Source organism: Streptomyces sp. YS415 (assembly GCF_023544665.1).
In the GTDB taxonomy this organism is placed as follows: domain Bacteria; phylum Actinomycetota; class Actinomycetes; order Streptomycetales; family Streptomycetaceae; genus Streptomyces.
Genome location: NZ_JAMJFL010000001.1, coordinates 27,261 through 50,892, shown reverse-complemented (window position 1 = coordinate 50,892; position 23,632 = coordinate 27,261). Strand labels below are relative to the sequence as shown.

Annotated in this window: 18 protein-coding genes and 1 other RNA gene; 8 read left to right on the top strand and 11 right to left on the bottom strand. The window is 71.0% G+C overall.

The window, feature by feature from the left end:
- Positions 1–172: 172 nt before the first annotated feature.
- Together M8H82_RS00235 and M8H82_RS00230 are read right to left on the bottom strand one after the other, a co-directional pair.
- Positions 173–1,159: an aldo/keto reductase gene (locus M8H82_RS00235; RefSeq protein ID WP_250070189.1), complete on the bottom strand. Its 987-nt coding sequence runs from the start codon at positions 1,157–1,159 to the stop codon at positions 173–175.
- 72 nt (positions 1,160–1,231) lie between these two features.
- Positions 1,232–1,558 (bottom strand): nuclear transport factor 2 family protein, encoded by a 327-nt coding sequence (locus M8H82_RS00230; RefSeq protein ID WP_250070188.1) that lies wholly within the window; start codon positions 1,556–1,558, stop codon positions 1,232–1,234.
- A gap of 131 nt (positions 1,559–1,689) precedes the next feature.
- Between M8H82_RS00230 and M8H82_RS00225 the strand changes: the two genes are divergently transcribed.
- The 3 genes from M8H82_RS00225 to M8H82_RS00215 are packed head-to-tail and all read left to right on the top strand — an operon-like array spanning position 1,690 to position 3,458.
- Complete coding sequence (locus M8H82_RS00225; RefSeq protein ID WP_250070187.1) at positions 1,690–2,247, top strand: DoxX family protein; 558 nt, start codon at positions 1,690–1,692, stop codon at positions 2,245–2,247.
- A 30-nt stretch (positions 2,248–2,277) separates the two neighbouring features.
- Positions 2,278–2,679, top strand: a complete 402-nt coding sequence (locus M8H82_RS00220; protein ID WP_250070186.1) for a MazG-like family protein — start codon at positions 2,278–2,280, stop codon at positions 2,677–2,679.
- 44 nt (positions 2,680–2,723) lie between these two features.
- Complete coding sequence (locus tag M8H82_RS00215; protein WP_250070185.1) at positions 2,724–3,458, top strand: translation initiation factor IF-2; 735 nt, start codon at positions 2,724–2,726, stop codon at positions 3,456–3,458.
- A 122-nt stretch (positions 3,459–3,580) separates the two neighbouring features.
- Here M8H82_RS00215 and M8H82_RS00210 read toward each other — a convergent pair whose 3' ends face one another.
- From M8H82_RS00210 to M8H82_RS00190, 5 genes are all read right to left on the bottom strand, one after another.
- The gene (locus M8H82_RS00210; protein WP_250070184.1) at positions 3,581–5,254 is read right to left on the bottom strand and encodes an SWIM zinc finger domain-containing protein; all 1,674 of its coding nucleotides are present in this window, start codon (positions 5,252–5,254) and stop codon (positions 3,581–3,583) included.
- A 76-nt stretch (positions 5,255–5,330) separates the two neighbouring features.
- Positions 5,331–6,674 carry a TIGR02679 family protein gene (locus M8H82_RS00205; protein ID WP_250070183.1) on the bottom strand — a complete coding sequence of 448 codons (1,344 nt, stop codon included), beginning with the start codon at positions 6,672–6,674 and terminating at the stop codon, positions 5,331–5,333.
- Complete coding sequence (locus M8H82_RS00200) at positions 6,671–10,846, bottom strand: TIGR02680 family protein (protein WP_250070182.1); 4,176 nt, start codon at positions 10,844–10,846, stop codon at positions 6,671–6,673. The genes M8H82_RS00205 and M8H82_RS00200 overlap by 4 nt, the downstream gene beginning before the upstream one ends.
- Entirely contained in the window at positions 10,843–12,252 is a 1,410-nt protein-coding gene (locus tag M8H82_RS00195) for a TIGR02678 family protein (RefSeq protein ID WP_250070181.1), read from the bottom strand. The genes M8H82_RS00200 and M8H82_RS00195 overlap by 4 nt, the downstream gene beginning before the upstream one ends.
- Positions 12,252–13,922 carry a TIGR02677 family protein gene (locus M8H82_RS00190; RefSeq protein ID WP_250070180.1) on the bottom strand — a complete coding sequence of 557 codons (1,671 nt, stop codon included), beginning with the start codon at positions 13,920–13,922 and terminating at the stop codon, positions 12,252–12,254. The genes M8H82_RS00195 and M8H82_RS00190 overlap by 1 nt, the downstream gene beginning before the upstream one ends.
- A gap of 538 nt (positions 13,923–14,460) precedes the next feature.
- On the opposite strand from M8H82_RS00190, the gene M8H82_RS00185 reads away from it, so the two are divergent.
- Both M8H82_RS00185 and M8H82_RS00180 read left to right on the top strand, forming a co-directional pair.
- Positions 14,461–15,360: a replication-relaxation family protein gene (locus M8H82_RS00185; RefSeq protein ID WP_250070179.1), complete on the top strand. Its 900-nt coding sequence runs from the start codon at positions 14,461–14,463 to the stop codon at positions 15,358–15,360.
- Between the two features lie 257 nt (positions 15,361–15,617).
- Positions 15,618–17,570, top strand: coding sequence for a DUF2075 domain-containing protein (locus M8H82_RS00180; RefSeq protein ID WP_250070178.1), 1,953 nt, complete (start codon positions 15,618–15,620; stop codon positions 17,568–17,570).
- A 31-nt stretch (positions 17,571–17,601) separates the two neighbouring features.
- Here M8H82_RS00180 and rnpB read toward each other — a convergent pair.
- Positions 17,602–18,007: RNase P RNA component class A (rnpB, locus tag M8H82_RS00175), an RNA gene on the bottom strand.
- 29 nt (positions 18,008–18,036) lie between these two features.
- Complete coding sequence (locus M8H82_RS00170; protein WP_374211609.1) at positions 18,037–18,603, bottom strand: Uma2 family endonuclease; 567 nt, start codon at positions 18,601–18,603, stop codon at positions 18,037–18,039.
- 119 nt (positions 18,604–18,722) lie between these two features.
- Here M8H82_RS00170 and M8H82_RS00165 point away from each other — a divergent pair, with 119 nt between their 5' ends.
- Positions 18,723–19,502 carry a MerR family transcriptional regulator gene (locus M8H82_RS00165; protein WP_250070176.1) on the top strand — a complete coding sequence of 260 codons (780 nt, stop codon included), beginning with the start codon at positions 18,723–18,725 and terminating at the stop codon, positions 19,500–19,502.
- On the opposite strand, the gene M8H82_RS00160 is transcribed toward M8H82_RS00165, so the two are convergent.
- A complete protein-coding gene (locus M8H82_RS00160) occupies positions 19,453–20,892 on the bottom strand; it encodes an RNB domain-containing ribonuclease (RefSeq protein WP_250070175.1) in 1,440 nt (479 codons plus the stop codon). The two genes, M8H82_RS00165 and M8H82_RS00160, sit on opposite strands and share 50 nt — an antisense overlap.
- 75 nt (positions 20,893–20,967) lie before the next feature.
- On the opposite strand from M8H82_RS00160, the gene yaaA reads away from it, so the two are divergent.
- On the top strand, positions 20,968–21,750 hold the full coding sequence (gene yaaA, locus M8H82_RS00155) for a peroxide stress protein YaaA (protein ID WP_250070174.1): 783 nt from the start codon (positions 20,968–20,970) through the stop codon (positions 21,748–21,750).
- 71 nt (positions 21,751–21,821) lie between these two features.
- Positions 21,822–22,454: a bifunctional 4-hydroxy-2-oxoglutarate aldolase/2-dehydro-3-deoxy-phosphogluconate aldolase gene (locus M8H82_RS00150; RefSeq protein WP_250070173.1), complete on the top strand. Its 633-nt coding sequence runs from the start codon at positions 21,822–21,824 to the stop codon at positions 22,452–22,454.
- Here M8H82_RS00150 and M8H82_RS00145 read toward each other — a convergent pair.
- On the bottom strand, positions 22,429–23,622 hold the full coding sequence (locus M8H82_RS00145; protein WP_250070172.1) for a bifunctional RNase H/acid phosphatase: 1,194 nt from the start codon (positions 23,620–23,622) through the stop codon (positions 22,429–22,431). The two genes, M8H82_RS00150 and M8H82_RS00145, sit on opposite strands and share 26 nt — an antisense overlap.
- Positions 23,623–23,632 lie beyond the last annotated feature (10 nt).

The window sequence follows — 23,632 nt, the reverse complement described above, 5'->3', positions numbered from 1 at the left end:
TCACAGTTGGAGTGGAGAGATTCCGCCGACCACACCGAGGGGGGAGACGGCAGCCGTCCCACGGCGCGGGTTGGGGGTGGGCCTCGCGCGGGACCGCGGGGCACACTCCGCGCCGTGGACGGCTGCCGGATACGTACGGGGGCGCGGATCACCGCCCTGGACGCAGGGCAGCTCACCGTCCCAGGATGCCGTCGACTTCCGCCAACTGGGCGTTGGTGAGCGGCCCTTGGGCGAGCGCCCTGGCGTTCTCCTCGGCCTGCGCGACCGTACGAAACCCGGGAATCGGCACCGTGTGCGGGCTGCGCGCCCAGATCCAGGCGAGGGCGCCCTGCGCGAGCGTACGGCCGCCGCTGGTGAGGACCTCCCTGAGCGCGTCGACCCGCATCAGCCACTCGGCGTCGGCGCCCTCCACCGAGAACCCGGGCAACCAGGCGGGCGGCGCGCTGCGGATGTCCCCCGCCTCCAGCGCCTCCCCCGCGGCCCGCTTACCGGTCAGCAACCCCATGGCGAGCGGACTGCGGTTGATGCTCGCCAGGTCCGCCTCCGCGCACAGCGCCAGCATCTCGGGCGCGTCCTGGAGCACATTGAGCCGGTGCTGTACGGCCGTGCAGTGCGCGCCCTCGGCGAATACGGCGGCGCGGGCCGGATCGTCGGTGCTCCAGGCGTAGGCCCTAACGAGACCTTCGCGCACGAACTCCTCGCACACGTGCCGGAGTTCGGCGGCACGCTCGGGATCGGCCTCCGACAGGTGCAGCTGGTACAGGTCGACCCAGTCGGTGTCCAGGCGCCGCAATGACGCGGTCAGGGCCCGGCGCGCGTATGCCGGGGAGTCGTCGCCGCCGGTGAGGGTGCGGGTCTCCTCGTCGAAGACGTTGCCCCACTTGGTGGCGACGACGACATCGGCCCGGCGCTTGCCCAGCGCACGGCCCAGGACGCGCTCACTGTGCCCGGCGCCGTAGGTGTCGGCGGTGTCGAAGAAGGTCACACCGAGGTCGAGGGCGCGCCGGACCGCCCGTACGGACTCCTCGTCGTCGACCCGGCCCCAGCCGAGCGGCTGCCCGTCCGGGTCGGTCCACTCACCGCCGATCGCCCAGCAGCCGAAGCCGAGCGCGCTGACGTCGATGCCACTGCGGCCCAGGGTCCTGAAGTTCGTCTCCATGACGGCAGACGCTAGGAGTTGGAGCGCACTTCAACGCAAGGGGCCGTAGGCGGCAAGGGGCCGTAGGAGGCGCTACGCCTGCCCGGTCTCGAAGCGGCGGATGCGGCCGCTGTCGTCGACCTCGAAGCGCCACCGGGTGCGCATCTCGCCGTAGGTGTCGTTGCTGTAGCGGGCGACGAGGGCGTGGCCGCCGTCGGACTCACGGTCGACCTGCAGGTGGCCGCGGGACTGGAAGATCTCCCGGTCGACCCAGTCGTCGAGGTCCCGGTCGGAGCCGTCGTCCGCCATGGTCGCGTCCGGGGCGAGCAGCGCCATGAAGGCGTCCCGGTCGTGCTGGTTGACGGCGGTCACGAAGTCCCGGACGACCGGGTCGCTGAGGTTCTTCGGTTGGATCGTCATGACCGCAGACTCACACCGCTCCCGGCACCCCGCCACCCGAACGGCGGCCCGGGCAGGCCCGCCGGGCACGACCGGTGCGACGGTGGAGGCGCGGGTGGGGACTGTTGCCGCCGACTGCCACGGGAGACATCGTGAGCGCTTACGACCGACGTGATCTGGGCCTGCTTCTGCTCCGGCTGGGTACCGGCGGGGTCCTCGCCGCGCACGGCGCGCAGAAGCTTTTCGGCTGGTTCGGCGGGGGTGGTATCGAGGGCACCGGCAAGTTCATGGAGTCCGTCGGCTACCGGCCCGGCCGGGCCAACGCCACGATGGCCGGCCTCGCCGAGGCGGGCGGCGGCACACTGCTGGCGCTCGGTCTTGCCACCCCGGCGGCGGGCGCCGCGGCCGGCGGCGCGATGGCGGGCGCCGCCGCGGTGCACACCCCGAACGGCTTCTTCAACGCCGGCGGCGGCTACGAGTACGCGGCGAGCCTGGGCCTGGCCGCCCTCGGCCTGGCGGTCAGCGGCCCCGGCCGGCTCTCCCTGGACCACGCGCTCGGCCATGTCGCCGACCGGAGCTGGATGGTCCCGGCGGCGTTCGCGGCGACGGCCGCCGGCACCGCGGTGGTGGTGGGCATGCGCAACAAGCGGCTGCGCGAGGAGCGGGAGGGCGAGCAGGTGGCCCTGTTCGAGCAGGAGTTCTCGAAGTAGGCCCCTGGCGTGCCATGAAACCCTGCTCGCATGACTGAACAGGCCACGCCTCCCGAACCGGCCATCCACCCCGACCTCTGGTCCGGCATCGACGAGCTGTGGACCTGGCTGGAGGCCAACCGTCCGCTCGACGGCCGCGAAGGCATGCTGCTGCGCATGCTGAAGCTGTCCGAGGAGGTCGGCGAGGTCGCCGAGGCGGTGATCGGGGCGACCGGCCAGAACCCCCGCAAGGGCGTCACCCACACCTGGGACGACGTCCAGGCGGAACTGTGCGACGTCGTCATCACGGCCCTGGTCGCCCTGCGGACGCTCACCCCGGACACCCGGGAGGTCTTCGCCCGGCACCTGGACCGGGTCCGGCAGCGCTCACTGGGAAGGCCACCAGTCGCCGCCGCACCGGCTGAGTACGACCACCTACGCCGCTCTGAGTAGGCAAGCGGATAGCCCGCCGCGCCCTGCGCCGCAAGGGTGAAGGCATGCGCCGACTGCTCCTGCTCGCCCCGCTGTTGCTGTTCACCGCCAGCTGTGCGCTGGCGCCATCAGCCGAGGACGAGGCGACGGACGCCGCGCGGGACGTGGCCGGGAAGGCGGGCGAGCGGCTGTACGGCCAGCGGCCGCGCACGGCGGAAGAGGTCGGGCGCTCCGCTTCCGACCTCGACGGGGTGGAGGTGCTGCGGGTGACGGGCACCTCGACACACGACGGGGACGGCGTCGAGGTGGTCATCCGCACGTCCGGCTCGGCGTCCAGCGGATGGCTCACCCCGGAGCCGGTCACCGTACGGCGCTGTTTCGCGGTACGGGTGTCACCCACATCGGAGTGGAGCGAGGATCCCCGTGCCGTGGACTGCCCGGACGGCCCACCGCTGACCTTCGCCCCGCCACCCGAACCGCCCGAGCTGCCGTACGACGAGCTCCGGACGCACCTTCCCCGGGTACCGGAGAGCGGCCGGGCGGACGAGGCCGAGGTACGCCGTACGCTCGCCGCCCTGGACCTGCACCCGGCGATCCGTACCGAGGTGAAGGCGGACGGCGGCCGGGTCGGCGTTCTCCTGTCGGTTCAGGGCAACGGCTACGACGCGCAGGACTGCCTCCTCGCCCGCGTGGCCCCCGGTGCCACCGAGGTGTGGGCGCCGCCCCGGATCCAGCGGATGCCCGGAGAGGGCGGCTGCACGGTCGGCAACGCCCTGGACCCGCAGCCGGCACCGCACTGAGGGGCCGTTCAGGCAGTGCGCGGAAGGATGTCCCGTACCCGGTGCAGTCCGGCCCGGTCGACCGCGTACCCCTGCCTTGGTCATCACCTTGGATCGCCAGGCCGTCATGGCATGGGCCCGGCTCACATCCCCTGCTCCTCCATCAGCCGCATCAGATTGCGCTTGCGTCTGTGGGCGGCGCGCAGAGCCTGGACGTGCGCGGCGAACTCGTCCTCCGTACCCAGGCGTCGGCGGCAGTCACGGATGCTCAGGAGCAGGTTGACGAGGCGTTCGTAGACCGTATTGCCGGTCTGCTGGGTGAGCGGTTCGGCCAGGCGCAGGTAGATGTCGAGCGCGTCGGCGGGACGGTCGGCCCGCGCCTGGTCGGCAAGGAGGAGCCACTGGCGGTCGTCGGCGCCGACGGCGGTGGCGGCCTGCCAGGCCGCGTCGAGGTCCTTGTCGTCGAGCAGGGCGTCGATGAGGACGCGGCTGCCGTGCCGCTGTCCTTCGGCGTCGGCGCGCAGCAGGGTGAGCGCCTTTTCGCGCTCAGTCGGCCAGCAGTCGGCCGCCTGGGCGGCGGCGCGCAGCTGCCGGTACGTGAGCAGCGTAAGTCGGGCGCGGAAGTGGTCGCGGCGCAGGGCGACGGCGTCGGACAGCCGCGCTGCTCGCGCGTAGCGGTCGCAGAGGTAGTCGACGAGGGCGGTGTCCACGGTGGCGAGGTCGCGCGTGTCCCGGATGCCGCGTACCGCCCACTGCAGCGCTTCCTCGGTGCGCCCCGCGCCGTCCAGTTCGCCGGCGATGAGCAGGTGCGTGTGACCGCTCGCCGCAAGGTCGGCCGCGTACACGGCAATCACCGTGTCGACGTCGCCGCCCGCCTTGGCCAGGCGCTCCATCAAGGCCTTCTCCGCCCAGCCCTTGCGCTTGCTCCGCCACGCCTTGGTCGCCAGCTCACGCAGGGTGGACATGCCCTGTCCGCCGAGGATGTCCTCGTAGTCGAGCGGGTCGATGTCGATGAGGCCGTCATCGAATGCGCCGAGCGCGTGAGCGACCAGCCAGCGCGCGAGCTCCTCCGTGTCCGGGCGGGCGGCACGGCACGCTTCGAGGTGGGCGTCGGCGAGCGCGTCACCGACCTGACCGAGCCCGCCGTCGGAGTCGTCGACGCTGTCCACCGCGTCGGCCAGCAGCCGCATCGCCTCCCGCGCCGCGTCGATCGCGTCCGCGGCCCGGCCCGAGCGGGAGAGCGCGACAATCGCGGACACCGCCTGCCCGGCCTGGTCGGCGTAGGCGCGGGCGTCGGCGTACTCGACGTACCCGTAGCGGGCGAACGGGCCGATGTCGAGAAGCTCACGGATGCGGGAGCGGACCCCGGACACATCCCCGCGGGCGCTCGAAGCCCGCAACTCAAGGCGGCTCCGCAACTTGCGGTCCTCGCCGATCTGCTCCCGCATCAGCGCGAGCAACTCGTCCCTGGACAGGGCGGACAGCCACGCGTCAAGGTCCTGCCCTCGGCGCCGGGCGGCCTTGCGCTGTCGCGGCAGGCTCTCCCGCTGGGCGAGTACCGTCAGCCCGAGGGCGACCAGGTGTTTGCAGAAGTTGCCTTCCTGGCCGTAGGGGCAGTCGCATTCGCCGGAGAGCCCGCCGGGATCGTCGAGGGTCAGCTCCACCAGGTAGGGCTCGGTGCCGTGGACGGTTGCCGTGATCCAGCTGTCGCCGATCTCCACTGCAGAGACGGCGTCGCGGTACCCGAGCCCCCGCGCGAAGGAACGGGCTCCGGCCAGCTCCTGGAGACTCGCCTCGGTGAGGCCTTCCGTGTCCATTCCGCCCAGCTCCCGTGGTGCGCTTGATGTGCTGTCTCAAGGGTGCCGTAGGCGGAGGGCGCTTTGTCACGGATGCTCAAGATTCCTGGAGATCGGCGAGCAGCAGATCCAGGGCCGCCTCCTCATGGAGGGCGATACCCAAGGCGTCCATGCTCGGGGCCAGTTCGGCATCCCAGGTCGCCTCGATCGATGGGCCGGTGAGAGGAAGCGACGGCGTGCCCTGCAACTGCGCGCGCGTCGCGAGGTATTCGTAGTCTGCAGCCGCCATGCGCCACGGTTCCGCCTGGTACCGCCCGATGACGCGGTTGGCGAGCGCGATGCCCGGCCAGTCGAAGTCACCGTGGTAGGCGAAGACGCAGCCGGCCGCCGACAGCGCATCCAGGAGGGTGAGGACCACGGTCGCGGCACTGCCTGAGGTGCAGATCAGGGGCGCGGTGCAGGCGGTGTCCGCGGCGGCCTCCACCACGCGCGGGTTCTCGCAGACATGGATGCGCGTGGTGGGTGGGAACGTCAGGTGCAGGGAGCGGAGTTCGCGCAGCGTGAGATGTGCCTCGAGGCGGTGGTCGGCGCGTTGGCGCAGGGCCGCTTCCTGCCAGGTGGCGCCTGTCGGGCGTAGACCGTAGGTGAGCACGGTGCTGGAGACCTCGTCGGGGGTGACCGAGGCCTGGCGCCACAGTGCACGGCGGCCGGGTGCATCGGTGGGGAAGTCCACGCCTCGGGCCATCGCTATGCCGCGCAGGACCAGGCGGGCCAGCACCGTGCCGTCGTCCAGGCCGTGGGCCGAGCCGGTGGTGCGGGTGGCCAGTTCACCGCGACCCCAAGTGGCGGGGGTGGGTTGCCTGTCCGCGCCGGGGAAGAGGGTGGCCAGAGTGTCGATGGCCTTGGTGATGGTGGTGAGCGCGGTCTCGCCGGACGGCTGTCGCATCAGCGTGCCGCCCCGCCGTATCTCCTCGAGCCATTGGTGGGCCCACGCATGGTCTGCCAGTGGCGTGGCGGCGAGGGCCGTTTCCGTCGCGGACCACAGGCGGGTGCGTTCGGCTTGCGCCGCGTCCCGCACCGCCCGCCGGTCGGTCAGCGGCGGGCCCAGTGCCGTCAGCGTCTCGGGCAGGCTCCGGCCGACCGCGCTGGTGCGCAGGCGAGTGTCCAGGTCGGGCAGGCGGATCGTGGCGGTGGGGCCGGTGACGGGTTTGGCCAGGAGGAGGGAGAGGGCCTGGCGCTCCTCGGCGTCCAGGTCCTGGAGTCGGATGGTGCCGGCCGGTTGGAGGCCGCTTCGTTCGAGGCGGGTTCGGGCCGTGGTCCACAGGCGCTTGAGCCCTGGGCGGGTCAGGAAGGCCAGGGTTTCGGCGGTCAGCGGCTGCTCACTCTCCGATTGGGCGTCCGTGGGGGCGTCCGTTGAGGCGTCCGTTGAGGCGTCCGTCATACCGATACCAGCCGCCTCTGTCGCCCGTTCCAGGTGTAGTGCAGCGTGGCCACGCCTCGCACGTGCGGGTCGCGCAGGCACTCGTAGATGTGCAGAGACGGCACGTCGGGCCAGTTGCCGATAAGGCGTTCGCTGGTGAGGACGAAGTCCAGGTCCAGGTCGACCAGGATACGGCCGAGACGGGCGTGGGTGGGCTCGTCGACCTTGGCGAAGGCGTCGTCCAGCAGGATCAGCCGGGGCGCGTGCGGGGCTGACTCGGCGAGGCTCGTGAAGTGGGCGGCCGCGGCGGCGAAGAGGACCAGGTAGGACAGGACTCGCTGTTCGCCCTGGCTGAGGCCGGTGCGGCCGGAGAGCTTGCGGCGGCTGCTGGGGGCGGCGTCGTCGACCACCCAGGGAGTGAAGGTGAACCAGTCCCGGTAGTCGAGGGCGGTGCGCAGATGGGCGGCGTAGCTGGCACCCGGGTCGGCGCGGCGGGCGTCCTCGATACGGCGCTGGAGCACGTCACGGAGCCGCTCGGACTGCTCGTGTGTACGCAGGCCCGAGGGGCTGCGCAGGAGGTCGACCGCCGCTTTGACGTCGGCCTCGACTCCGTCCGCCAGTTTCCAGTCGAGTGTGACCCCCAGTCCGTGCGAGGTCCGGACGGTGGACAGGGTGCCGTTCAGTGCAGCGACGAGGGCGCCTGCGGCCAGGACCTGACCGGAGAGGTGGTCGCCCAGCTCACCGGTCAGGAAGCGTTGGAAGACCTCTCGTTCGCGGTCCGTGAGCCGTTGGCGGGCATCGGCTGCTTCGGCGGCGATGCGCTCGCCCACGGTGGCGACGTCGTGCGGACCGTGGTCGTCGACGAGACGGCAGACCTTTATGCCGTCGTGTTCCTCCAGTGTGGCGTCGTAGCCTCCGGAGAGTTTGTCGCGCAGCTCGGTGTGCCGGTTGAGGAGCGCGGTGTCCGAGATGTCGCGCCGCTCGGCGTCCAGGCATCGGCGCACGGCTTCCACGAGGGGGCGCAATGCCGTGGTGCGGTCGCGCGCGCCATCATCGAGGACGTGCCCCTCGCTCCCCTCCTCCTGGGTGGACAGGTCGATGCCCGCGCCCCGGGTCACGCCCGGCAGGGACAGCGCCGTACGCAGTCGCCTGCCACTTGCGACCGCCTCCCCTTCTTGCGTGGCGAGCGCCTGGCGCCTGACCCTCTCGTCCTCCTCCGCGCGCACCCGTTCGTCGTGCACGGCGTTCAGGTCCCGCTCGGCACCGGGCAGTTGCCGACGTACGGCTTCCAGTCGCCGCTTCGCCTCGTCCTCGCGGGCGAGGATCTCCTGTTCCGGCGCGTCCAGCGCCTCTTCCAAGGCCCTGACCGTGCGGCGGGCGGTGTCCAGGCGGGCGAGCGGCTCGGAGTAGTCGGATTCCGCTTCTCGGGTGGATGTCAAGGAGCGCTGGTAGTCCACGCCGCTCTGGCGATGGGCGTCGACGGAGGAACCCACCACGCGCAGCCGTCTGCGCAATCGCTCAATGCCCGTGTCGAGGCGGTCCAGACACAGGCGTACGGAGTCGAGCGCGGCCGGGTCGACCGGGAGGTCGTTCGCGCTCGCGGTCGCCTCGGACTCGCGCCGGGCGGCGACCGCGAGGGCGCGCACCTGCTCGGCCTCACGGGCGGCTGCGGAGGCCTTGCCGGCCAGCACGCCGGCGGTGCGCTCGGCCTCGGTGGTACGGGCCCATGCGTCGGTCAGTGGGCGGGCTGTGGGTGGGTGGCTGAGGGCGTCTGCTACTTGCGCGCGGTGTTCCGTGAGGATCCGCAGGCCGTTCTCGTGCTGCGTCAGTTCTTCGGCGAGGCGCTTGAGTTGTTGGTCCAGCTCGGCCAAGACCCGGCGGCGGGTCTCGGCCCGTACCTCCGCGCCGACGTACTCGGCGGTCTGCTTGGTGTGACGGCCTCGGGCGACGCCCAGCTTCCAGGAGCCGTCGGTGCCGAGGGCGGAGTCCGCCGTCGTACCCGTGGTCCCCTCCGTGACCAGAGCCACGGCGTGGAGCAGGCGCTCGACCTGCTCGGTCGTCACCCCGCTGTCGGATGCCGTGACCGGGCGCAAAACGTCGGCCACCGTCGGCCCGGCGGGCGGTGTACCGGGGGTGAGGAGGGTGTCTCGTGTGGCCGGGTCCACGACGGCGCCGTCGGCGCATACCCATGCGTCGAGCAGGCCGCTCGCCTCGAGTGCGGCTTCCAGGCCCGCGCGGGCCGTCGGCGCCAGGCCATCGGCGAAGTCGACGAGCCGGTACAGCGGGGCCCCGGTGCCGGGTGTGCGGGGGGCCGAGCGGTGGGTCGGGGGCGCGGGTTCGGGGTCGGTGCGGGCTTCCCAGTCGTTCCGCTCACGCCGCAGGCGGTCCCTTTCGGCGGCCAGCTCACGGATCGCCAACGCCCGCGCATCGCGCTGCTCGCCCAATTCCTCAAGCCACGGCTCGACGACCGACCGGGCGGTGTCGGCCACCTCGTCGGGGACGTGGGCGGACAGCGGACCCTCCGCCGGGTCGTGAGCGGTCAGGGCGTCTACGTCGTCCAGGGCCACGCCAGTCAGGCTGCGCAGCCGCTCGGTCCAGGTCCGTACGGCGCTCGCGTAGGCCTCCCCTTCGCGTGCCGTCTCCTCCCGTCGGCGTTCGACCTGCTCGCGCGCCTCGTCCAGCTGCTCCTCCAGACGCTCCCGGGCGGAGTCGGCCTGGTGCGCCCTGTGCTGGGCCTGGTGTGCCTTGTCGATGAGCGCGGTCACTTCGGTCACGGCCCGGGCGCGGTTCCTGACCACCGGGCCGGCGGCGTCCAGTTGGGTGTCCCAAGCTTCCAGAGCTCCGGCGCAGGACTCCGTGTCGACGGCACGGACTTCGCTGTGCCGCACGAGATGGAAGTCGCCGTCGGGGGAGGTCAGTTCGGTTGCCGCTGCTGCCGCGATCGGGGTCACGGTGACCGCCCCTGCTTCACCCAGGTGCACGGGGTCGAGCCCGGACCGCTCCGCCTCGCGCAGCAGCTCGCCGTGCGTCGTACTGAGGTCGGCAAGTTCACCGCCGAGCCTCCCGGCTTCCTCGGTGAGCCGCCGTCCGGTTTCCTCCTGAGTGCTGTGAGCCTGACGCAGGGCCTTGAAGGCGGCCGCCGCCGCGCTGTGCAGGGCGGTTACCGTGGCGCGCTTCTCCCCCAGCTCCTGCAAGCTGCGGTAGGCAGCGCTGGCGTGCAGGGCGGCAAGGTCCGTCTCGGCCGCGTCCGCCTCCGCGTTGAGGACGTCGAGACGGGCGGTGAGTTCCTCCTCGCTGGTGCGGAGCTTGACCACCTTCTTCACTGCCTCGTCCGCCAGACGCCGCTGCTCCGCCAGCCGTCCCAGCTCACCGTTCAGCTCGTCGGTGCGGCGGCGCAACGCCCCGTGCAGGTAGCCGCGGTAGCCGGTCAGGAAGGTGCGCAGTGCCTCGTCGGTCCCTTCCAGGCGCGCGAGGTGGGTGCGTACGGTGTCCAGGTCGTCGAGGTTGCGCGCCACCTTTTCCACGACATCGTCGTCGAGCGCGGGCAGCGTTTCCGCGAGAACGGAGACCAGCCCGCCGGAGTCGATGCGGTCGCCGATGGTGGGGCGGCGCAGGCGGTGCAGGAGGTGGAGCAGGTTGCGGTAGCGGGCCGGATCGGTGAGGCCGAACAGGCGGTGGGCGACCCGGGCTCGGTGCTCCACGGCCCGGTCGGTGATGTTCTCCGGGCCGACGAGTGCCTTGAGTTGGTCGAGGGGCAGCGGCTGGCCGGCGGGTGCCAGGTGGAGGTCCTGCCCGACCCGCAGCGGGGTGATGAAGAAGAACGGCTTGGCCGTCCTGGTCGACTGGGAGGCGCGGACGGCGGCTCCGAGGGTGAGGTGACGCTCGTTGCCATCCTCATCCGTGTGTGCGAACTCCACCCAGAGGTAGCCCAGCCGGTTGGTCTGCTCGAATCCGTCGAGCATCAGCCACAGGAGTGTGGTCCGGCCGGTTCCCGTGGCGTCCAGGGCGCGGGCGTCACCGTCGAGGAGGTAGGGCAGCAGCATCTCCAGCGCCTTGGACTTGCCGGCGCCGTTCTTGCCGCGCAGCAGCAGGCGCCCGTCGCCGAAGGCGAACTCCTGCCGGTCGTACTGCCAGACGTTCAGGATGCCGGCGCGGTGCAGGCGGTAGCGGGGCGGGGAAGAGGGGCGGTTCACCGGGTCGGCTCCTCGAGGGCCTGGGAGGCGTCGTCTGCTTGAGGCTGTTGGGTACGGGGAGTGACGGCCACGGTGGTGGCGAGTGCCTGGGAGGCCTCGTCTGCTTGCGGCTGTCCGCCACGGGGCGTGACGGCCACGGTGGTGGCGAACCGGGCGGCAGCGGCGAGCAGCACCCAGCCGTGGGCGCCGTCCTGTCCTCGGGCGCCCGAGACGTCGGTGACGGACCGGCCGTCCAGCGCTGCGTCCTCGTGTCCGTCGGGCAGGCCGTGGCCGTCGGCGCGCACCGGGCCTGCGGGCGCCATCAGGCGCATGCGGACCAGGTGATCGAGGACGGCGGCGAGCAGTCCCTTCCGATCCTCCAGGAGGCCGCGCTGCCAGTTGCTGCGTCGGCCGTACTCCTCGACGAGCTCGTCCAGCAGCTCAGGCAGCAGCCCGTCCGGCACGGGAACGCCGATGATCAACCTCCCGCCGATTGCCGGGTGGCCGGGATCCTCGGGGCGCAGCCGGTCGACCAGCCGTCCCACCAGGAGCAGTGCCGCCTGTGCGACGGTGCCGGTGCCGGGCAGGTGCAGGTCGGTGAGATCACCGTCCGGGTCGATGAGAGCGATGCCCTCGGCACGGATCTCCGCCTCCAGGCCAAGCAGTTCGGAGAAGGCCTGCGACTCACGCCGCTGCCGGGTCCGCAGCCATTCCCGCTCGGCGCCGGTGAGGTCGTCGAGGTGGACGGCGGGTGTCTCGACGAGGCGTCTGCGCACGTACGTACGCGGGCCGCCGAAGCCGGGGTCGGCGGCTCGGCGTACGAGATCGGCTCCGTCGCGGCTCTGCGTCAGCGGTCCGGCGACGACCGCGCGGGCGATCTCGCGGTCCACGGTCAGCAGCGCCTCGCCGCCCCGCTCCTCGGCGAGGGCCGAGACATGGCCTTCGGTCTCCGTCAGCACTCCCCAGTCCACGAGTTGGCGCAACGCGGCGGCGAGCGTACGCCGTTCTGCCTGACGCCCGATGTCGTCGACCTCGATGCCGGCGTCCACGGCCGCGACCCTCAGATCGGCAACGAGCTGGGACAGCAGAACCTGCTCGGGGGCGGTGACGAGAACCGAGAGGGCAAGGGCGAGGTAGGTGTACGTCCGCGGTGTGAATGGCGTACCGGTGGACGGCCGCTCCAGGCGGTGCCCGGAGCCGGGGCCAAGGCCTGCCTTGAACAGGCGGGCGTATGAAGCCTCGACAAGGAGTCGGTAGCCGAACACCTGCTGGAAGCGCTGGGCAAGCCAGTCAGCGTGGCGGCGGATCAGCGGGAACGTGTCGCTGTGCGGGCCGTTGCTGGTGACCAGAGGGTGGGCCAGTAGCAGGCGGGCGGCGGTACGGCGTTCGGCGGCGAGTGCGACGTCGTGGGCGGAGGGCAGGGGCATCAGGCGCTCGCTTCCTCGGCCGTGGCAGCCGGGGCGGTGTTGGTGACGCCCTCGGGGATGCTGCCAGCAATGCCGCCGGTGACGCTGCCGGTGATACTTTCGACGGCCAGGGTGAGGTCGTCCGCCGTCAGGTCGCCGTCCGCGGAACGCAGGAGGGTGTGCCGGCCCGGGGTACGCCAGGCCGTCAACCGGATGCCCAAATCCACGTCACCTGCCTGCGCGGTACCGAGCTGAAAGTCATCGCCATCCTTGTGCAGTTGGGCATTGCCGAGGGCAGTGGTGAGGAGTTCCAGCAGGAGCCGCATGGCGGCGGAACCGAGCCGCACCTGGTCGAACCGACCCGATGCGCTGCGCAGTTCGGCGGCCGCGGCGTGACGCGCGGCGGCCTGCTCACGCGCCTGCTCCATGAGCCGGCGCTTCTGCTCAGCATGGTCCTCGATCGCCGCGGATCGCCCGTGCGGGGCTCGGCTGCCACGCTCACGCAAGGCCACCGGCACATCCACGACGGGGCCGTTCCACCAGCTCACATACGCGGGCACGGACAGATCGGGATCCGGCGCCACCCCCAGATGCCGCGCCCCGTACAGCCCGAAGGCCGCGACCGCGATGTCGTGCGCCTCGTCGGGCTCCGCGGCGTCGAACCAGGCGGCAAGCCTGAGCAGGTCCTTGCGGCGGGACATCTCCCCCGACGCCGAACGCAGCATTCGTTTGGCGTTGGCGAGCAGGGACTGCAGGGCGCGCATGGTTGCGTCCCGGAGCTGGTCCACCTGGCTGCCGTGGCCGTCACTGTCGGCGAACCAGTCGCGCATTCCCTCCCAGTCGGCCAGTTCCCGCCCCCGGCTGCGCTGCACCCGCGTCTCCGGCAGCGCGTCGGAGAGCGCACCGAGGCCCGACGCATGAGCGTCGATGCGGCTGAGCAAGGCGGGCAGATGCGGCCAGATGGCTTGCAGATGGGCGGCGATGCGCGGAGCGCGGAAGGAAACATCCTCGGTGATCGCTTGCACGTAGTCGAGCAGCAGCTCCTTGAAGCCCTGGTACTCGGCGCCATCGAGGTCGTAGCGGGCAAGAACCTGGCCGAGGTAGGCGTAGAAGTCCCGCACCGACTCGGCGAACTCGGCGAACTGCGCGAAGAGCGTGCTGATCTTCTCCAGGGCCTGCTGCGGCTCCGTACCGCCCGGCGCGGCGGCCAGCGCAGCAATCTCCTTGAGCCCCCGGTCGACGAGGGTGAGCAGCTCACTGCTGACCTCACGCGCGGCATCCGCTCCTGCCAGCACCTCATCGGCATCACGCTGCACCCGCTCCCCCAGCTTCGACAGCTGATAACGGGACCGTGAGCGCTGGTACTCGGCGATGCTGGTCGCAGTGACCGTGTGCGTACTGCGCAGCAGATTGCCCCAGCGCACGAGCTGTTCGAGCCGAGCGGTCAAGGTCTCCGCGCCCAGCGCAGCAACCGGATGCCCGGCCTGCACCAGCTTGCCGAGCACATCGGGTACGGCGAGGTCCGCGAGCAGGGTGCCGCAGAAGACCCGCATCACTGCGACGTACTCCAGGCGCTCGGGTGCGCTGAGGTAGGCGTAGGCGCTGAGTCGCTGCCAGGTCTCGCTGTCGCTCTCGCTCTCCTCGCCGGGCGGCTCGTCATGTGGTTCTTGGCGTAGTTCGTCCCCCACCATGCTCTCGAGCGTACGGAGTGGCACTGACAGTACGGAGAGGGTTCGGGGAATCCGACTGGTCTGTGCGGTCCGATCCGGACGTCGATGGCCAGGGCGAAGGTGCCTGCCCTCGGGACTTCGCTCGTGCCGTTGACGTGCGCCGGGATCGGCGCGTGAGCGCGACGGCGGTCGCCGGCGCGCAGCATGCGACACGGCGCCCCGATCCCCCGGCGGCACGCGCCCACCCGTTCTCCCGCCGTCCCCTGTTCTTCTTTTGCTTCGGGGCGGGTGTGGGGTGTGCAGAGGGGGATGTCGGCCTGGCGACCAAGCCGAGAATGGCGTGCTGACCTGCGAATACGCCGCCCCCCTCCGGCAAGGCACGAACAGCTGTCCCCGGGGATATGGGCGGGGCTGTCGGCCCGGTTGTCGGGGGAGTTGTCGCATCGTGACCGTGGTCGGGCCTTCGCGGTCGCAGGTGTGGTCGGGGTGGCCTGCTGCGGTGGCCGTACACGTGGAGCCGGTCAGGACGGCGCCACCTGTACCGAAGGGCAGGCCGACGATGACGGACGTGGATACGGGCGGCGGGGATCGCCTGGCACTCGCGGTGCTGACGCAGTACCGGATGACCACCACCGAGCAGATGCACCGGCTGATCGCGCCGGGAGTGCGCATCGAGCAGACGCGGCGCCGGATGGCCAAGCTGCGGTCGGAAGGACTGGTCGACCGCATTACCCTCCCCCAAGCAGGACGCCTGCGTGCATGGTTCCCGACCTCGTACGGCGCGCAGATCGCCGCGGAGTGGCCGGAGCTGCGGGGCCGACGACTGCCGAGGATGGTGTCCGACCCGACAGCCGCGAGACTGCGGTCAGGCCACACATTGACGGTGACCGAGACAGCGCTCACCTTCATCGAAGACGCTCGCCGAATCGGCGACTTGTGCCGCCCGCTGGACTGGATCCCCGAGGTGTACCACCCTCTCGGGGGCGGCGAGGCGGTCATACCGGACGCCCTCATGTACTACGCGCGGGGCACCACCGCGGGCGACGGGACGATGCTGCGAGCGTTCGTCGAGGTCGACCGGGCCACCATGGGCCCCGAGCGCCTGGGCGCGAAACTGGGCGCCTACTCCCGCCTTCACAGCTACACCCCCACGCCCTTCGCAGGCCACCGGCGGACTGCCACCCAAGGCCCGGTGCAGGAGGAATGGCGGCGGCACTATCCGCTGTTCCCCCGCCTGCTGTTCGTCCTGGACGGCACGGGCCCCACCGGCATCAAGACCCGCCTCGACGCCCTGCAAGGAGCCGCCAAGGCCTCGGAGCAGCCCCTCTTCTTCCACACGGTCCCCATCCTGACCGCTGCACTGGCAGACCTGCGCAACAGCGGCCCCTCCGCGCCGGTGTGGCACCCCGTCCTGGGTCCCGACTGCGCAGTCCCTTGGACCTGGTCACCGCGTCAGTAGACGGATTGCGCAGCCGTGCGCAATGGCTGCTACCGCTGTGCGGCGGCTGCGCAATACCGAACCACGAGCGAGGTCGCGGTGATGCGCAATCAGCGTCACGCCCCGTGCGCATCGCGATGCGCAATGCTCGGACACCTACGCAGCCTTGCGCACACGGGAAGGGACGGCCGCGCCATACACGCTGTCTTAGGATGGCGAGCACCATCTCAGCGGCCCGACGGGCTTCCTGATCCGCCTCCGGGCGGACACCGGAGGACATGCCCCCACCCGCACGAGTTCACTTCGTGCTGCCTGGGGGCGTTTTCTTGCTGTTCCGTGAGTCCGCGGCGTCCGTGGCCACCCGCATACTCGAAGGATCGCTGGCTCTGCACCTGACTGAGAACTTCCGTCATCTGCACGGCAGAATGCCGGCGCAGGCGGAGATCCGGTCCTGGGAACGCAGCCTGCCCGCGCTCGTCAACGCCCTCATCGAGGCCGGGCTCGACGAGGTCGAAGTCCTCGTCGAATACAGCCTGCCCCTCACCAGCAAGCGCGCCGACGCCGTACTCGCGGGAGTTCACCCCACCACCCGCGAACCGTCTTACGTCGTCGTGGAACTCAAGCAGTGGAGCTCTGCCTACCCAGATGAGGAAGAACCACTGCTGTGCCGGATCGACTCCTACGCACAGCCCGTCCTCAACCCGATCGAGCAGGTGCGGGGTTACTGCGAATACCTGCTCTCATTCAACGGGGCGTTGGAGCGGATGCCCAAGTCCCTGGCGGGAGTCGCGTTCCTTCACAATGCGACCGAGTTCGGCGTGGCGGGTCTGCGGGCCGTCAAGGAGGACCAGTACGGCCGGATGTACACCGGCGAACAGCGCGGCGCCTTCATGGAGTTCCTGCGCTCCCGGCTCGCCGCCCAGCCCGGCGCCCAGGCCGCGGACGAACTGCTCGCCGGGAAGGTTCGGCCGTCGAAGCAACTGATGTCCGTGGCGGCGGCCGAGATCCGTGACCGCGAACAGTTCGTGCTGATCGCCGAGCAACGGGAAGCGTACGAGCAGGTGATGTCCGCCGTACGCAAGGCCAAGCGGTCCAACCACAAGCAGGTGATCGTGGTGACCGGCGGCCCCGGCTCCGGCAAGAGCGTGGTGGCGATGTCGCTACTGGGCGAGCTGTACCGACGCGGGGTACCCGCTCTTCACGCGACCGGGTCGCAGTCCTTCACCAAGACGATGCGCAAGGTCGCGGGCGCCCGCAAGCGCGAAGTCCAGCAACTGTTCAAGTACTTCAACAGCTTCATGGACGCCGAGCCGAACGACATCGACGTCCTGATCTGTGACGAGGCACACCGCCTCCGCAAGACCTCCGCCAACCGGTACACAAAGGCGGAACTCCGCACTGGTCGTCCCCAGGTGGCGGAGCTGATCGACGCGGCACGCGTGCCGGTGTTCCTCCTCGACCAGCACCAGGTAGTGCGCCCCGGCGAGATGGGAACTAAGGAGGCGATTCAGCAGGCCGCCGCAGCCCAGGGCCTGGAGTGCACGGTCGTGGAACTGGACGGCCAGTTCCGGTGCGGCGGCAGTGAGGCGTACGAGAAGTGGGTCGTCGATCTGCTCGGTCTGGACGGCGGCACGCCCCACCACTGGGCTCCAGACGGCAAGTTCGAGCTGCTGACCGCGGGAAGTCCCCAAGAGTTGGAGGAGTTCCTCATCAGCCGCCGCGCAGAGGGCTACGGCGCACGGATCTCCGCCGGTTACTGCTGGAAGTGGACCACGAAGATCACCCCCACCATGACGGCCCTGCCCACCGACGTCGTCATCGGCGACTGGGCCCGCCCCTGGAACGTCTACGGCGACCGTTCCATGCTCGGCGCCCCGCCCGCCCCGCTCTGGGCCACCGACCCGGCCGGATTCACCCAGGTCGGCTGCGTCTACACCGCCCAGGGCTTTGAGTACGACTGGTCGGGCGTCATCATGGGCCCCGACCTGGTGTGGCGCACGGACCACTGGGTGGTGGACCGGTCTGCGTCGAAGGATCCGTCGTTCACGAAGGCCACATCCGACGAGGACATCGACCGACTGATCCGCAACACCTACAAGGTGCTGCTGACCCGCGGGATGGTCGGCACGATCATCTACTCAACGGACCCGGAGACGCGCGAGAAGCTGAGGTCCCTCATTCATGCGGCGTCCGAAGCCGAAAGCCCCGTGCCCACGCCGTCCCGTGCATGAATGTCGGGGGCCTGGTCGGGGGTCCTGCTGGCAGACGAGTCGGGCTGTACGCCGGGTTCTGTTCCCCGGTTCCCTCGCGGGAGCCGGGGCGACGGCCATCCATCTAGGGCCGGCGTTGCCGCCGGCCTCGTGCGGTCTACCCGCGGACTCGGGCGGGCAGCCCTCGAACGTCCGCGCAGGGTCACCTCGAAAGGCGGCCCCTCTTGACCTTGCTCCGGGTGGGGTTTACCTAGCCGCCTGAGTCACCTCAGGCGCTGGTGGTCTCTTACACCACCGTTTCACCCTTACCGAGGGCCTTGCGGTCCCCGGCGGTTTGCTTTCTGTGGCACTGTCCCGCGGGTCACCCCGGGTGGCCGTTAGCCACCACCCTGCCCTGTGGAGCCCGGACGTTCCTCGGGGAGATCCAAGAACCTCCACGCGGCCGCCCGCCCGGCTCGTCTGCCGTGTCGACCATGGTACTAGGCGCTCAGAGGAAGTCGGTCGTCTTCAGGTCGAAGGCGAAGGGGGCGGGGAGGGGGAGCGGTTTGCCGTAGGCGACGCCGCGGAGCTCTTCGTAGTCGTCCGCCTTCGGGGACTCGAACAGCGTGGTCCATCTGGCCTCGCGGTCGACGAGCAAGTAGAGGGGGATACCGGCTCGGGCGTAGCAGCGGCGTTTGATCTCGCGGTCTGGCCGCGGCTTCCCGGATGTCACCTCCAACACCATCGTGACTCCCTCGCATGGCATCCACGGGTCGGCTCCCCGATAGAGGCGTTGTTCCTTGGGAGCGAACGTCCCGTCCGGGATCACGTGATCCTGTGGACAGCCATCCGCGCTTCGCAGCTTCAAGCCTTTTTGCCTAGAGAACTGCATTTCGGTCACGGAGTGCTCATGCACCTGACTCACGATTTCGCTGACGCAGTGCTCATGGTGGCCGTCCGGCAACGGCGCCACGACGACCTCCCCCTCCATGAGCTCCACCCGAAGACCCTCGGGGGCGTCCAGCTCGGCAAACCAGTCCAGCAAAACCTTCTGCGTGATCGCGTCCAGTGCCATGTCACCCATACAAGGCTCCCGCGAGCGAAGAGGGAGCCGGAAATGAGGACGATCACCTGCACGGGGGCCGTCGGCCTCCCCCTTGACCCTGCCGCCACGTCAAGGTCTCTACTGGCCCCATGCGCATCGGAGAGCTCGCCGACGCCGTAGGTGTCACCACCCGAACCGTGCGGCACTATCACCACCTCGGGCTGCTCCCGGAGCCCGAGCGGCTGAGCAATGGGTACCGGGACTACACCCTGCGCCACGCCGTCGTGCTCGCTCGCATACGGCGGCTCACCGAGTTGGGGCTCGGGCTCGGGGAGGTGCGGGACGTGCTGGCCGATGAGGCCGGGAAGGACCTCGCCGAGGTGTTGAGCGAGCTCGATGAGGATCTTGCTCGGCAGGAGGCCGCGCTGCGGGAGCGGCGCGCGAGGTTGCGGGCGTTGATGGAGGACGGCGTCTCCGTCGAGGGGCCCGTTTCTCCCGAGCTTGCCTCGCTCTTCCGTCGTACCGCGCATCTCTCCGACTCCCCCATGGCCGCCAAGGACCGGGAGATCCTCGCGCTCATGGAGAGCACCGCCGGTCCGGAGGAGCGCGAGCGGTTCTCGGGGATCATGAGTGCCGCCTTGGAGGACCCCGCCGGCATCGAGCGCGTCCGTGCCGCCTACGCCCTCCTCGACGACCTCGCCGACGCCGAACCCGACGATCCCCGCGTTGAGCACGCTGCTCATGCCCTCGTCGAATGCCTCCCCAGCGAGCTCATGCTGCCCACCCCTCCCATCGACCAGGACAACAGCTTCCTCCGCGCCTTCTACGCCGATTTCGCCCCGGCGCAGGCCGAGGCCATCCGGCGGACCGTCCAGATCGTCACGCGGGGGCGAAACGTACCTTCGCCGCCACCGGATCCGCCTGCGTGAGGCGTACGCGCAGCCGCTCCCCCAGCGGCAGCGCCCCGTTCTCGCTCTCCACCCGCCCTATCACCGCTGGGCTCTCCAACTGGACGGTTCCGACCCCCGGCCGACGCTCGTCCACATCCACCACGTACGCGTCGAACACCTCCCCCACCCGGCCCTCCAGCACCGCCGCCTCCACGATGTCCACGCACGACCGCTCCACCGTCCCGGCCCGCCGCGAGCCGTCCGCCATCTCCTTGGGCAGCGCGTCCATGGCCGAAAGGACCCACTCGGGCGGGGGGCCGCCCGCTGCTGCCGCGAGGCACAGTGAGGACGCGAAGCGGTCGGCCAGGCGGCGCAAGGGGGCCGTGCAGTGGGCGTACGGGGCTGCCACCGCCGAGTGGGTCACGATGTCGGGGAGGTCGCCGTCCCGGAAGACCGTGTAGCCCGCGCCCCGCAGCAGCGTCGTGCACTCCTGGAGGAATGCCGCATGGTGGGGGACCGAAGGGTCCAGGGAGCGCACGAGTTGCGCGTACGACACGTGGTGCGGCCAGTCGATGTGCAGGGCGTGTGCGGTACGGCGGAGGCGGCCCACCGCTCCGTCGGGGGCAGCGGGGAGCGTGCGCAGGACTCCCGTGCCGGACGACAGCATCAGGTCCGCCGCCGCCATGCCCGTGAGGAGCGAGATCTGCGCGTTCCAGCCCTCCGCCGGCAGTGGGGCGCGGAAGCTCAGCTCGTAGCCGCCGTTCCGCTGCACGATCTCCTGCTCGGGGACGTTCAGGGAGATGCCTCCCCTGTCCACCTCCAGGGCCTCCCGCAGCCGGCCGATCTCCGCCAGCAGCGCCAGCGGCTCCTCGGCCGTCCCCTCCTCGATCTCCTTCTGTACGGCGGCGTAGTCCAGCTTCGCCCTGCTGCGGACCAGCGAGCGGCGGACGTCGACGGCCAGTGGGCGTCCCTCCGCGTCGAGGTCGATCGTCCACAGGACCGCCGGGCGGGTCTGGCCCGGCAGCAGGCTCGCCGCGCCCTCGCTGAGGACGGCTGGGTGCAGGGGGATGCGGGTGTCCGGGAAGTAGAGGGTCATGACGCGGCGGTGGGTCTCGGCGTCGAGTGCCGTGCCCGGTTCGACGAAGGCGGCGACGTCCGCGATGGCGTACCGCACGCGGTAGCCGGTGCCCTGGCGGGACAGGTGCATCGCCTGATCGAGGTCCGTGGACGTGGGTGGGTCGATGGTGAAGAGGGGGACGTCCGTGGCGTCCTCCACCGGCAGCACGGGGTCTCGCGCGGCCCTTTCGGCTTCCGCCAGGACCTCCGGCGGGAAGGTCTCGTCGATGTCGAGCTCGGTTCGCAACGCGGTGAGGGCGGCCCGGAGCGGGGCTTCTGGGGCGCCGGTCACGCGGATGTGGCGGCGAGGCATACAGCGAGCCTAGGGCGGAGGCCGCCCGGAAGCACGCCGTACGCTTGGCCGAGTTCTACAGAAGGAGATCCACCCGTGCTTGTCCTGCTGCCGCCCTCCGAAGGCAAGGCGTCTTCCGGCCGTGGTGCCCCGCTGAAGCTGGAGTCGCTGTCGCTGCCGGGGCTGTCCGAGGCTCGTGCGGCCGTGCTCGACGAACTCGTCGAGCTGTGCGCGGGGGACGAGGAGAAGGCGCGGGAGGTTCTGGGGCTGAGTGAGGGGTTGCGGGGCGAGGTCGCCAAGAATGCCGAGCTGCGGACCGCTGGTGCCCGGCCCGCCGGGGAGATCTACACCGGCGTCCTCTACGACGCCCTCGACCTCGCCTCCCTCGACACCGCCGCGAAGAAGCGGGCGGCGCGCTCGTTGCTCGTGTTCTCCGGGTTGTGGGGGGCGGTGCGGGTCAGCGACAGGATTCCCTCCTACCGGTGCTCGATGGGGGTGAAGCTGCCTGGGCTCGGGGCGCTGGGCACTCATTGGCGTACGGCCATGGCGGCGGTGCTTCCCGAGGTCGCGGGGGACGGGCTCGTACTGGATCTGCGGTCCGCTGCGTACGCGGCGGCCTGGAAGCCCAAGGGTGAGGTGGCCGGGCGGACGGCGAGCGTGCGGGTGCTGCACGCGCCGACCCGGAAGGTCGTCAGCCACTTCAACAAGGCGACGAAGGGGCGGATCGTGCGCAGTCTGCTCACGTCCGGCACGAAGCCCGGCGGTCCGGCCGAGTTGGTCGAGGCGTTGCGGGATCTGGGGTACGAGGTGGAGGCCGCGGCGCCGGGCAAGGCCGGTGCGCCTTGGTCGCTGGATGTGCTGGTGGACGAGATCCACTGAGTCGCCCTCGCCGCATTGCAGCATGTGCAACGGTCTTTGCGCATGCTGCACGGCGGCGACAGGATGTCCGCATGACCTCCGTGCTGGATCTCGCCCCCGTGCTGCCTGTCGTCGTGATCGAGGACGCGTCCGACGCCGTGCCGCTCGCCCGGGCGCTCGTCGCCGGAGGGCTTCCCGCCATCGAGGTGACCCTGCGGACGGCGGCAGCGCTGGATGCGATACGGGCCATGGCGGCTGACGTGCCGGAGGCCGTTGTCGGGGTGGGGACCGTCATCACGCCGGAGCAGGTGACGGCGGCCGTCGATGCCGGGGCGCGGTTCCTTGTCAGTCCGGGGTGGACGGACGTACTGCTGGAGGCCATGCGAGCGTCGGGTGTGCCGTTCCTGCCGGGGGTGTCGACGGCTTCCGAGGTTGTCGCGCTGCTGGAGCGCGGGGTGCGGGAGATGAAGTTCTTTCCGGCGCAGGCCGCCGGGGGGACGGCGTATCTGAAGTCGCTGTCCGGGCCCCTGCCGCAGGCTCGGTTCTGTCCGACCGGGGGGATCGGGGCCGACTCCGCGCCGGAGTATCTGGCACTGCCCAATGTGGGATGCGTGGGCGGGAGTTGGATGCTTCCCGCGGATGCGGTCGCCGCGCGGGACTGGGCGCGCATCGAGGCGCTGGCCCGGGGCGCGGCGGGGCTCAGCGCAGGTGGGACGTGTCGTTGAAGAGCCGTACGCTCGCGTTGCCGTCGGCGTAGTACGCCACCGCCGACAGGGAGGCCGCCGAGAGTTCCATGCGGAACAGGGACTCGGGCGGGGCGCCCAGGGCCAGCCGGACGAAGGTCTTGATCGGGGTGACGTGGCTGACCAGGAGGACCGTGCGGCCCGCGTAGGCGGCGACCAGCTTGTCGCGGGTCGCGGCGATGCGGGTGGCCGTCTCGGTGAAGCTCTCGCCGTCGCCGGTGGGGCGGGCCTCGGGGTCGGCGAGCCAAGCGTTGAGGTCGTCCGGGTAGCGGTCGCGGACCTCGCCGAAGGTCAGGCCCTCCCAGGCGCCGAAGTCCGTCTCGCGCAGGCCCTCGTCGACGGCCACTTCGAGGCCGAGGCGCCTGGCCACGGCGGCCGCGGTCTCGCGGGTACGGGCGAGGGGGGACGCGACGATGGCCTGGATCGTGCCGCGCCGGGCCAGCGCGGCGCCGGCCCGCTCGGCCTGGTCCCGGCCGATCTCCGACAGGGCCGGATCGCTGCCGCCGCTTCCGGAGAACCGCTTCTGCGGAGTCAGCGCGGTCTCGCCATGGCGGAGGAGTACGAAGGTCGCGGGCGCGCCCATGTCCGGGGGTCCCCATCCGGCGCTCGCCACGGTCTTCGCGGCGCGGATGTCGGCGTCGGCCTTGGCGGTGTCGGTCATGGCGGCGTCAGCCCTGGCAGCGTCGGCTGCGGCACCCCCGGCGACCGGGGCCACCGAGTCCGCCGAGACCTCCGCCGCTCCAGCAACCCCCGCATCCATCGCCCCGTTGGCCAACCGATCCGCCACCTTGTTCCGCTCCCGCGGAATCCACTCGTACGTCACCCGCTCCGGTGGAAACACCCGTGACGCCTCCATGGCCAGCGGCTTCATGTCGGGGTGCTTGATCTTCCAGCGGCCCGACATCTGCTCCACGACGAGCTTGGAGTCCATGCGAACATGCACGGTCGCGGTCGGGTCCAGGTCGAACGCGGCTCGCAGGCCGGCCAGCAGGCCCTGGTACTCGGCGACGTTGTTCGTGACCACGCCGAGGTACTCGGACCGCTCCGCCAGCGTCTGCCCCGTAGCGGCGTCGAAGACCACCGCGCCGTAGCCCGCGGGCCCCGGGTTGCCCCGTGACCCGCCGTCCGCCTCGACGATGAACTCCCGCACGACCGAAGCT

Coding starts and splice junctions, on each gene's coding strand:
- M8H82_RS00180 (WP_250070178.1), top strand. CDS start 15,618: ATGCCCCCACCCGCACGAGTTCACTTCGTGCTGCCTGGGGGCGTTTTC.
- M8H82_RS00150 (WP_250070173.1), top strand. CDS start 21,822: ATGACCTCCGTGCTGGATCTCGCCCCCGTGCTGCCTGTCGTCGTGATC.
- M8H82_RS00215 (WP_250070185.1), top strand. CDS start 2,724: ATGCGCCGACTGCTCCTGCTCGCCCCGCTGTTGCTGTTCACCGCCAGC.
- M8H82_RS00195 (WP_250070181.1), bottom strand. CDS start 12,252: ATGCCCCTGCCCTCCGCCCACGACGTCGCACTCGCCGCCGAACGCCGT.
- M8H82_RS00165 (WP_250070176.1), top strand. CDS start 18,723: ATGCGCATCGGAGAGCTCGCCGACGCCGTAGGTGTCACCACCCGAACC.
- M8H82_RS00235 (WP_250070189.1), bottom strand. CDS start 1,159: ATGGAGACGAACTTCAGGACCCTGGGCCGCAGTGGCATCGACGTCAGC.
- M8H82_RS00185 (WP_250070179.1), top strand. CDS start 14,461: ATGACGGACGTGGATACGGGCGGCGGGGATCGCCTGGCACTCGCGGTG.
- M8H82_RS00205 (WP_250070183.1), bottom strand. CDS start 6,674: ATGACGGACGCCTCAACGGACGCCTCAACGGACGCCCCCACGGACGCC.
- M8H82_RS00210 (WP_250070184.1), bottom strand. CDS start 5,254: ATGGACACGGAAGGCCTCACCGAGGCGAGTCTCCAGGAGCTGGCCGGA.
- M8H82_RS00160 (WP_250070175.1), bottom strand. CDS start 20,892: ATGCCTCGCCGCCACATCCGCGTGACCGGCGCCCCAGAAGCCCCGCTC.
- M8H82_RS00190 (WP_250070180.1), bottom strand. CDS start 13,922: ATGGTGGGGGACGAACTACGCCAAGAACCACATGACGAGCCGCCCGGC.
- M8H82_RS00220 (WP_250070186.1), top strand. CDS start 2,278: ATGACTGAACAGGCCACGCCTCCCGAACCGGCCATCCACCCCGACCTC.
- M8H82_RS00230 (WP_250070188.1), bottom strand. CDS start 1,558: ATGACGATCCAACCGAAGAACCTCAGCGACCCGGTCGTCCGGGACTTC.
- M8H82_RS00170 (WP_374211609.1), bottom strand. CDS start 18,603: ATGGCACTGGACGCGATCACGCAGAAGGTTTTGCTGGACTGGTTTGCC.